Raw genomic sequence first — 10044 nt, 5'->3', positions numbered from 1 at the left:
AAAGCCCATATCTCTGCAATGATTCGATCTCTGGGTAAGAAGCGTAGGAGTGGCAAGATCACTGTGTCGGCCTGAGTCACTTGCTGAAACTTCCGCAGTTTATCCACACTCGGAAAGTAGTTAAGAAGCTCCCTATTAAATACCTGACGAACTTGGCTGAGCTCGGCAGGTTCTGCGCGAAGGATGCCCGCACTACCTTTTGCAAAGGCTCTCAAGATGCCCTTGTGACGAAATGGAGAGGCACGCTCCGCAATGGGTGGTGCCACAATGACCCGTCCATGGACAAATAATGGTGTTCCCTGAGACGCCGACAATGCTCCTTGGTATCCCTGTAGCACCGTGGCTACGGGCTCCTTTGCGTTCCCAGGCACCACAAGTACAACTAAACCAAGAGTCGATACATACCAAAATTTCATTTGTACCAACCTCCTGATTTATAATACTTGCGAAATTTTATTCGCGTTCCCTATTTCTTATTATTTAAGTCTTTTAGGGCTTGGCGGTGCGCTTGACCAGATACGCCATCGCGCCCATCACTTGGCCGGGCTTGACTCCAGCATGGCACGAGACGCAGGTCTCTTTCTCAGCCTTTACGGGGCGCAGGAAAATCTGCCACTCGCCTTGTCGGGTATCTAGCCTTGCCCCACGCTCCAGCCGCTCGGTGCTGGGCAGAATGCGCTCTTTGTAGAGAGCAAGCTCCTCGTTTTTATGCGCGTGATAGTCGGTGTTGTCGCGCCAGATGATCTCGAAGTCCGGGGTCTTGGTGGGAACGGACTTGGCCGTGTAGCGGCTGAGCTGGTAGCCGGTATGGACAAAACCCAGGCGGTAGTCACAGCCCAGCGTCGCCACTTGTGCCAGCACGCGCTTCTCGGCGTCGCTCTCGGGCTGGAGCATTCCCATGTGGCCGTGTCCCTGAATCTTGGGCACAAGTCGGCTTATCCCGAAGTGGCTATCGGTGGTTACCTGAAAGCGCGGCTGGACCAGCGTGTCCAAAAGCTCCGCCGTCTCCCGCTCCGGGCTTGTCTTGCGCTCATCACTCAGACTCCCCTTAATAGCCAGCCCGAAAGCGACAAGTGTCATCACTCCCAAAATACTCCAAGAAACTCGCATGATGCTAAACTCCCGAAACTAAGATACCAAATTTAGGCATCGGCTTCAAATGCGGGTACAACAGAGGCGATTATCATGCACATTCACTGGGAAGCGACGGAGTACTACGACGAGACTATTGGCACAGGGCTGCGGGCAGCGCTGGCAACCACCCCACGCGAGCACCTGCTACGTCTTGCGGGAATCTATGTCCACGACTACGACCCCAAAGGTGAGCGCCTCGGGGTCTATATCCGGGATCATCTGGGCATTCGCATCGAGCTTTATGTGCAGCCGCACATGGACCTCATCACCAACTCACCGCACTACGCCAGCGCCTCGGAGGCCACGATCCTGCGCGGCGTGGTTCTCCAGCTCGCTCATACGCTCTTTCACGAAGTCGGACACCACGTGACGCTCACGCTCAATCCCCGCAAGAAGCCCTCCAAAAAACGCGCCGCCGTCACCGAGACGCTGGAGAACTGGGCCGAGACCTATGCCGCCAAGCGCCTAGAGAAATTTATCGCTTCACAGAGCCTACTCCCGAGTGTGGGAAACGGGACGTAGCATATAGACCAGCGCTCCCAGCGTCTCGCCTTTCTTCGCATCAGTATGGCATGAGAGACAAGCAGCACTCTCTGCCCGAATTGGCCGGAGAACAAACTTCCAGCCCTTCTCCGAAAAGGTAACTCCCTTACCTGAGCGTACCTCGTTGAGCTTGAAGCGAACTGCATCATTGAGCAGTTTCTCTTCTTCATGCTGTATCTGCTCAAGCTGCTCACTGAAAACTTCCATACGTTTTGTTTCACGAAATGGAGGTGCTTTTAGAAGAGGATCTGGGGCAGTAACAAGAATCTGAGCATTGGGTTCATTAAAGTCAGCAAAACCATTTTGGGCATACGCATCAGGGACGGGGCGTAAGTGAAACATTGCAACACGCAGTTCTAGCTGGAGTCCTGATGCCTCAGCGGCAAGTATGCTCCCTTTTTTCTCAGAGTCCAGAAGGGCCAGAGACTCAGGAACAATACTCAGTGCTTCAGCATGCCCACGACTCTTGTGTCTGAGCCGTCCAAAGCCAAATTTATCCATTGTTTTCTGGAAGGGGGGAAGAAAGTAGGCATCTAGGTGCTCAATGAAGTTTTTTGTTTTATCCCTTGGCGTAGCCATACTTGATAATGCCAATAAGCTCAAAGCTCCAACCGTTAGAATATGCTTTCTCATCATCTCCTCTTTGATCACACTGCGGATAGATTCCTTCAATTGAGAGTTTGCTAGCCGAACGGTGAGGAGGCAGAGGCGGGGGGAAGTGCGATACAATCTCTCCTATGTGGCAACGATTCACGGAGCGCGCACGCCGCGTAGTTTTCTTCGCACAGGAAGAAGCGGGACGTTTAGGCGAGAACTATGTTTCGACGGAGCACTTGTTGCTCGGTCTTGTCAAAGAGAATGACAGCGTTGCGGCGCGTATTCTGGATCGGATCGGGGTCTCTCTGGGCCGGATTCGCTCCGAGATCGAGCGGCAGGTCGCCCGTGGCGATGGACGTATGGGGCCGGAGATGCAGCTCACGCCCCGCGCCAAGCGGGTGATTGACCTGGCCTACGATGAAGCCCGACAGCTGGGCAACAACTATATCGGCACCGAGCACCTGCTTCTGGGCCTAATCCGTGAGGGCGAGGGTCTGGCCGGGCGAGTGCTGGGCAAGCTCGGCGTGGACCTAGAGCGCACCCGCCGTGAAGTGCGCCTCTTGCAAGACCAGGAGCCGGGTCAGCCCGTGGCCGCCGGACGGAGCAATCCCAGCAAGGACCAGCGCTCTCGCACCCCCACGCTCGATGAGTTTGGCCGTGATCTGACCGAGTACGCCCGCAACGACAAGCTCGACCCGGTCGTGGGCCGCGCCGAAGAGATCGAGCGCGTTATTCAGATTCTCTCGCGCCGTACCAAGAACAACCCCGTTTTAGTGGGCATGCCCGGCGTCGGAAAAACCGCGATTGCCGAGGGGCTGGCCACGCGCATCGTCACGCAAGACATCCCCGAGATGCTCAAGGACAAGCGCCTAATCTCGCTGGACTTGGCGGGGCTGGTTGCGGGAACCAAGTACCGCGGCGAGTTTGAGGAGCGCATGAAGCGCGTGATGGACGAAGTGCGCAAGGCCAATGGGGAGATTATTCTCTTTATTGACGAGCTGCACACCGTGGTAGGAGCCGGGGCGGCGGAGGGCGCAATTGACGCCAGCAACATCATGAAGCCCGCGCTTTCGCGCGGCGAATTGCAGTGTATCGGTGCCACCACGCTGGATGAGTACCGAAAGTACATCGAGAAAGATGCCGCGCTCGCACGCCGCTTCCAGATGGTGAAAGTGGACGAGCCCAGTGTGGACGAGGCTATTGAGATCCTCAAGGGGCTCCGTCACCGCTACGAAGAGCACCACAAGGTCGAGATCAAAGACAGTGCGCTCAATGCCGCCTGCCGCCTCGCAGATCGCTACATCACCGACCGGCATCTTCCGGACAAGGCCATTGACCTGATTGACGAAGCCTCGTCCAAGGTTCGTCTGAAGGCCGCCACCGCGCCACAACCCCTGCGTGAGGCTAAGTCGGAGCTGATTCAGATTGAAAAAGAGCTTAGCCGCCTCCCCGATGAGGGTGACTTTGACCGGGTGAACTTCTTAGAGGAGCAGCAGGGCTACCTGGTGGAGCGTATCGCGGAGCTCCAGGGGCGCTGGGACACAGAGCGGGCGGGCCTTGAGCTAATCGTGGACGAAGACGATATCGCGCAGATCGTCTTTGCCTGGACCGGGATTCCCGTAAATCGTCTGGTCGAGACCGAGACCCAGAAGCTCCTCCAGATGGAAGAGTCGCTGGGCAAGCGCGTCATCAGCCAGAAAGAGGCCATTATCGCGGTCAGCAAGGCGATTCGCCGTGCTCGCTCTGGCCTGAAAGACCCGAAGCGCCCGATTGGCTCGTTTTTGTTCCTCGGCCCCACCGGCGTCGGAAAGACCGAGCTGGCCCGCGCACTCGCCGCGTTCTTGTTTCAAAAAGAAGAGAATCTCATCCGCATCGACATGTCCGAGTACATGGAGCGCTTCGCGGTCAGCCGCTTGGTTGGGGCACCTCCCGGCTACGTGGGCTACGATGAGGGCGGGCAGCTGACCGAGGCCGTGCGGCGCAATCCGTACGCCGTGGTGCTCCTAGACGAAGTGGAGAAGGCGCACCCGGAAGTCTTTAACTTGCTCCTGCAAGTGATGGAAGACGGGCGACTCACGGACTCTCAGGGCCGCGTGGTGGACTTTAAGAACACCGTGCTGATCATGACGAGTAATATCGGGGCGCATATTATCAATCGCGAGCCACAGATCGGGCTACGGGGCACCAGCAAGCCCAAGGACGAGACCGAGCGCGACTACACAGGCATGAAGAACAAGGTCATGGAGGAGGTCAAGCGTGCCTTCCGCCCAGAGTTTGTCAACCGCATTGACGAGACCATTGTCTTCCACGCGCTCACGGCGGCCAATATCCGCCAGATCGTGGACCTGATGCTGGGCAGCGTCCGTAAGCAGCTAGAGCAGCACGATCTTGTCCTTGAGGTCGCCGACCCCGTGATGGACAAGCTCGCCGCCGATGGCTTCGACCCGACCTACGGTGCGCGTCCGCTACGCCGCTCGGTGCAGCGCATGATCGAGGACCCGCTGGCTGAGGAAGTTCTTCTAGGCCGCTTCAGCGAGGGCGATATTGTCCTGGCCGAGCTCGATGGCGAGGGTGACGACTCCGTGGTGATCTTCCGCAAGAAAGAGATTGGCGACACCCTCCGCGAGATCGGCGAGGAGTCTGAGCCCGCTCAGATCGCCGCCGCTCCTGGTGGACTCGGTGAGCTTCCCACACCGACCGAGGAGTAGGCAAGCTCGTTTTACTCAAAACCGGAGTCACCCGTGGCTCCGGTTTTTTTATTTCGCGATTGTCTGTTTTCTCGGTAGAATACAGACATGAACCGACGACTCTTCCTGGCGACGATCGCCGCATTGCCGACGCTGGCACAGCGGAGCCAAGGTGCACTTCTGCTCCCGCGTTTTCAAGAGAACCCTTTCACGCTTGGGGTGGCATCGGGCGACCCTGAGGCAACCAGCGTGGTACTCTGGACAAAGCTTGCACCACGTCCCCTCGACCCCGATGGAGGCATGCCACCGGAGAGTGTAGAGGTGCGCTGGGAGCTCGCCAAGGACGAGAGCTTCACCACGATTCTTCAGCAGGGCAAGGCGATAGCCAGCCGCCTGCTCGGACACTCTGTCCATGTTGAGGTGGAGGGGCTCTCCCCCGACCACTGGTACTGGTACCGCTTCCACGCGGGGGGGGCAACCAGCCCGGTGGGGCGAACCCGTACGCTCCCCGCACCGGAAAGCTCCCCCGAGAGTCTGCGTTTCGCCTTTGTCTCCTGCCAACACTACGAAACGGGCTACTTCACCGCCTACTCCCCGCTGGTCAAGGAGGAGCTTGATCTTGTCTTCCACCTTGGGGACTATATCTACGAAGGAGCTGGGCGCGACGGCCAGGTACGACGCCATGCCAACCCGAAGCTCCTCACCCTCACCGACTATCGAACTCGCTACGCCCAGTACCGCTCCGATCCCTTGCTCCAGGCAGCACACGCCCACTGCCCCTGGTTTGTGACCTGGGATGACCATGAGGTGGAGAACAACTACGCGGCGGAGCTGTCGGAGCGAAAGGGAGCCGATGTCGCCGAGTTCTTGCTCCAGCGCGCCCATGCCTACCAGGCCTACTACGAGCTGATGCCCCTGCGCCACCGCTCCATCCCACGGGGGCCAGACATGCAGCTCTATCGCAAGGCATCGTACGGGACGCTGGCGGAGCTTCTGGTCCTCGATACCCGCCAGTACCGCTCCGATCAGCCCAACGGAGACACAGCCTCGCCCCTCAACGATGCCGCCCTCTCTCCCAAACAGACTCTGCTGGGGACACATCAGCGTGAGTGGCTCCAGAGCGCCTTGAGCACGTCACCCGCCACCTGGAATGTCCTAGCACAACAGGTCATGATGGGTTTGGTAGACCGTACCGTGGGACCAGCTCAGAAATTCTCCATGGATCAGTGGCCCGGCTATGCTCATGAGCGGATGGCGCTGACGCAGTTCATGGCGGATAAAAAAGTGAAGAACCCCGTGGTACTGACCGGAGATATCCACTCAAACTGGGTCAATAACCTGCGGGTGGACGATCGCAAGGCTGAGCTCCCAATTGTCGCGACTGAGTTTGTCGGGACATCTATCACGAGTGGCGGTAATGGCTCTGACAATCCGACAACTCTAGCAAGCCTGCGTGCGGAAAATCCCTGTGTGCAGTTTTTCAATACACAGCGCGGCTATGTTCGTTGCACGGTCAGAAAGAACCAGTGGCAGAGTGACTATCTCGTGGTGGATCAAGTGACGAAGCCCGGCGGTAGCGTGACCACGCGAGCCTCGTTTGTCGTGGAGGCAGGCAAGCCTGGAGCGAGGCCCGTCTGATAAAATCGGTAGTACGATGCTTTGTCTTGCGATCATCCAAACAGCTGAGAGCTTTCCGGCTCTCCTAAAGCGCATTGAGCAGCTTGCGGTGGCAGGGAAGCTCGATGCCGCCGCGAGTGAGGCGCGTAAAGCCATTGCACTCCAGCCGAGTGCGCCCGAGGGGCACTACTGGCTGGGGCGTATCGCGCTCAAGCAAGGCAAGATGGAAGAGGCGCGGGTGAGCCTGACCAGGGCCAGCACGCTCAAGCCCTCGTCTGCACTTGCGAAAACGATCGCAGAGCTTCTGGGCAAGCTCCCTGCGCCCCCTACTACCCCCAAACCAGAGCCTGCCAAGCCGGCGCTCCCCCCCTCGCCTCTGACCGTGGCTGAGTACAAGGCGCAGCTGGTGAGCATCCCGACGGGGAGCTTTCTGATGGGCAGCGCCGACACCGCGCCCGATCGCAAACCGGTGCATAAAGTGACCCTGGCAGCCTTCAAGCTAGGGCGCACACCGGTGACCGTCGGGATGTTCCAGGAGTTCTGCAAAGCCACCAACCGCAAGATGCCCGATCCCCCTTCCTGGGGGTGGATTCCCGATCACCCGATGGTCAATGTGAGCTGGGACGAAGCAAAAGCACTGGCGGACTGGGCGGGGCTACGCCTGCCCACCGAAGCCGAGTGGGAGTACGCGGCGCAGGGCGGGGAGGCGGCTCCGATCTTTCCCTGGGGTGAGACCTACAAAGACGAGCTAGCGTGGTCAAGCATGAAAGAGCAGCGCGACAAGACCGCCCCGGTCAGCCGAAGCACGAATATTTTTGTCAATGCCTACGGCCTCATGGACATGGCGGGCAATGTCTTCCAGTGGTGCGCGGACTGGTACGGCGCAGACTACTACGTCCGCTCCCCGGAGGAGAACCCCAAGGGCCCCGCAACAGGCACGGATCGTATCCTACGCGGCGCGTCGTGGTATAGCTACACCACGAGCACCTCGCATCGGGTCGCGGGACGTGCCTGGAGCTTCCCTGGCAAGGGCGGCGACTCCGATGGCTTCCGACTCGCCCAATGAGAGTCGCCGTTGTTGGTATCGGTGCGGTCGGGAGCGCGGCATGTCGGTTTCTCGCGGAAGCGGGCCACACGGTCGTTGGGTTTGAGCGCTTCGAGATTGGGCATGGCTTTGGCTCATCGCACGGAGAGTCGCGGATCATTCGCTACGCCTACCCCGAGGCGCACTACACCAAGCTAATGGGCCAAGCCTACCCGCTCTGGGATGCACTGGAGCAAGCGGCAGGCGAGGAGCTTTTCGTGCGCTGTGGCGGACTCTTCTTCGGCCCCAAAGACCACCCTGAGCTGACGAGCATGCAGCAGGCACTAGAGGTCAATGGCGTGGCGCACCAACTCCTGAGTGCCGACGAAGTGTCGGAGCGCTACCCTGCTCTGGTGCTCCATCCCAACGAGACGGCCATCTGGCAGAGCGATGCGGGCTTTCTCAGAGCCGGTGCCATTGTGAAGGCGCAGGCGCGGCTGGCGCAAAAAGCCGGGGCGGAGCTGCGGGAGAATACCATAATCGAGAGCCTCGACGAGCTAGAGAGCTTCGATCACGTGATTGTCTGCGCGGGAGCCTGGGCCAACACGCTCTTTGGCGAGCAACCATTGCCGCTTACCGTCACGCGCCAGCAGGTGACGTATTTAGCCGGTGAGCTCCCCGGCTATCCGGTCTGGATTGATGCCGAAAGCTACTGGTACGGCTTCCCCAGCGACGGGCGCATTGCAGGCGTGAAGCTGGCACGCCATATCCCACAAGTCCCCTTCGATCCCAGCCAGCCCGACCGTCCCACCCTACAAAGCGACGACGATGCGGCCCTTGCCTACGCCACCACACGCTTTCCCAGCCTCGGCCCCGAGATCACGCATCACGCGTCGTGCCTCTACACCAACACCCCCGACGAGAGCTTTGTCTTTGACCACCCGCGCCTCAAAACCACCCGTATCTCGGCGTGTTCGGGGCATGGCTTTAAGTTCTCGATTCTCATGGGCAAGCTCGCCGCTGAGGCCGCCACAAAATAAAAAAGCCGGGGAAGCTCTCACTTCCCCGGCTTTTTCGGAACTCCCTACTTAGGAGGTCCGCCGCCCGGCATGACGGACTTGCCATCGTCGGTTGCGGTGCTTCCCGGCAGACCGGGAGCCGGTGGTGCACCTGGTGCAGGTGTTGGCTCCGTTTCAGCGGGCTTCGAACACCCTCCCAGAATCGCTAAAGTTCCCAGAAGTGCCAGCGCACTCAGTATTCCCATCAGTCGTAAATTCATACGTTTCCTTTCTTTGCCCTATGGCCAAGCATTGTTCCCACCAAGGCTCCAGAGCTGACCGTCCGCGTAGAGCTTCTGGGCCTGAACGCCCTTAACGTGGCCATCACAGAAGACGACGTTGTTGATTGCATTAGGGCTAGGGCGCATCGCCAGGGTTGTCTTCTTATAGTCACCCGAGTGGCGACCATCGGCGGTGGCGATAGAGCCAATATTGCCCGAGCGGCGGTCAAAGAAAGAGAGTGCAAGCGCCGCACCCGGGAGCCGTCCCCCACAGAGCCAGTCCCATGTCTCGACGGTTGCTGCTGCCTGAGCAGGAGAGGCAACCGCTGCCATATTTACCGGAATATACGTGGTCGCGATTCCCGGTGGCATCCACCAGTTCACCAGGTGGTCACTAATTCCGTAAGAGGAGGCATAGCCAAAGTTACAGTTCGCCTGCTGGATAGCCGCATTCGGGCGGTTGCCACTGGGGCAAATAAATACCTGCGAGAGATCCGTCGCCAGTGCCTGTCCCCCGCCCCCACTCGTGCCTGCTTTTTGGATGTAGGGAGAGATAAGCTGCGGCCAGTACTGGCTGGGAGCGCTATAGGTACCAGGGGGCGTAAACCCACTGAAGTAGGGACAGTAGGTCTCGTCGTAGTCCTGCGCATACATCATGATCCCTAGGCCAATCTGACGAGTATTCGACAGGCAGGAAATAGTTCTAGCCTTTTCACGGGCCTGGGCAAAAACGGGGAAGAGAATCGCGGCGAGAATCGCGATAATTGCGATCACGACAAGAAGCTCAATAAGCGTAAATGCGGATTTTTTTGATTGCATAATAACTTTCCTTTAGATTCCGAAAACAAACTACCAGTCACGTGCCCAACCAGGATTACCCTGCGGGGTCTTAATGTTTGTGGCATTCCCCAAAGCTCCACGCCATGCACCATTATTCATGACACACTGAAAGGAAACAAGATTTTGTGTGTTAATCGCCTTCGTATGTCCATCCGCATACAAAACCATGGTGAGTGTTCCTGTGAGGAAGCGATTGATCGCAGCATTCGTACTTGCCCCTGCTGAAGGAGCAATGGTTCCACTTCCACCCTGGTGCGAACCCCAAACGCCATTGTTATTGGCACTGTTTCCATTAACGGCATAAGCAGAAGGGGGGCGAGAGA

Annotated in this window: 11 protein-coding genes; 5 read left to right on the top strand and 6 right to left on the bottom strand. The window is 58.5% G+C overall.

Annotated elements, in window-relative coordinates:
* Positions 1-266 (bottom strand): hypothetical protein (locus RMO15_RS23570; RefSeq protein ID WP_309718168.1); only part of this gene is annotated, 266 nt, incomplete at its 3' end.
* 223 nt (positions 267-489) lie between these two features.
* Positions 490-1110, bottom strand: coding sequence for a hypothetical protein (locus RMO15_RS23565; RefSeq protein ID WP_309718166.1), 621 nt, complete (start codon positions 1108-1110; stop codon positions 490-492).
* 75 nt (positions 1111-1185) lie between these two features.
* On the opposite strand from RMO15_RS23565, the gene RMO15_RS23560 reads away from it, so the two are divergent.
* Positions 1186-1656: a hypothetical protein gene (locus RMO15_RS23560; protein ID WP_309718163.1), complete on the top strand. Its 471-nt coding sequence runs from the start codon at positions 1186-1188 to the stop codon at positions 1654-1656.
* Here the strand turns inward: RMO15_RS23560 and RMO15_RS23555 are convergent.
* Positions 1627-2328, bottom strand: coding sequence for a hypothetical protein (locus RMO15_RS23555; RefSeq protein WP_309718160.1), 702 nt, complete (start codon positions 2326-2328; stop codon positions 1627-1629). The two genes, RMO15_RS23560 and RMO15_RS23555, sit on opposite strands and share 30 nt — an antisense overlap.
* A gap of 86 nt (positions 2329-2414) precedes the next feature.
* Here RMO15_RS23555 and RMO15_RS23550 point away from each other — a divergent pair, with 86 nt between their 5' ends.
* The 4 genes from RMO15_RS23550 to solA all read left to right on the top strand — a co-directional run bounded on the left by RMO15_RS23550 (position 2415) and on the right by solA (position 8642).
* Positions 2415-4982 carry an ATP-dependent Clp protease ATP-binding subunit gene (locus RMO15_RS23550; RefSeq protein ID WP_309718157.1) on the top strand — a complete coding sequence of 856 codons (2568 nt, stop codon included), beginning with the start codon at positions 2415-2417 and terminating at the stop codon, positions 4980-4982.
* Between the two features lie 87 nt (positions 4983-5069).
* Complete coding sequence (locus RMO15_RS23545; RefSeq protein WP_309718154.1) at positions 5070-6599, top strand: alkaline phosphatase D family protein; 1530 nt, start codon at positions 5070-5072, stop codon at positions 6597-6599.
* A 16-nt stretch (positions 6600-6615) separates the two neighbouring features.
* Complete coding sequence (locus tag RMO15_RS23540; protein ID WP_309718152.1) at positions 6616-7644, top strand: SUMF1/EgtB/PvdO family nonheme iron enzyme; 1029 nt, start codon at positions 6616-6618, stop codon at positions 7642-7644.
* Entirely contained in the window at positions 7641-8642 is a 1002-nt protein-coding gene (gene solA / locus RMO15_RS23535; RefSeq protein ID WP_309718149.1) for an N-methyl-L-tryptophan oxidase, read from the top strand. Before RMO15_RS23540 ends, solA begins: the two co-directional genes overlap by 4 nt.
* A gap of 44 nt (positions 8643-8686) precedes the next feature.
* On the opposite strand, the gene RMO15_RS23530 is transcribed toward solA, so the two are convergent.
* From RMO15_RS23530 to RMO15_RS23520, 3 genes are all read right to left on the bottom strand, one after another.
* Positions 8687-8881, bottom strand: coding sequence for a hypothetical protein (locus tag RMO15_RS23530; RefSeq protein ID WP_309718146.1), 195 nt, complete (start codon positions 8879-8881; stop codon positions 8687-8689).
* 18 nt (positions 8882-8899) lie between these two features.
* Entirely contained in the window at positions 8900-9700 is an 801-nt protein-coding gene (locus tag RMO15_RS23525; protein ID WP_309718144.1) for a DUF1559 domain-containing protein, read from the bottom strand.
* 30 nt (positions 9701-9730) lie between these two features.
* Positions 9731-10044: hypothetical protein (locus RMO15_RS23520; protein ID WP_309718141.1), on the bottom strand; the 314-nt coding region annotated here is incomplete at its 5' end.

Origin of the sequence: Armatimonas sp. (genome assembly GCF_031410135.1) — a bacterium.
Lineage (GTDB): Bacteria > Armatimonadota > Armatimonadia > Armatimonadales > Armatimonadaceae > Armatimonas.
Note: the sequence above shows the minus strand (reverse complement) of the source record. Positions and strands in the feature narration are given on the sequence as shown.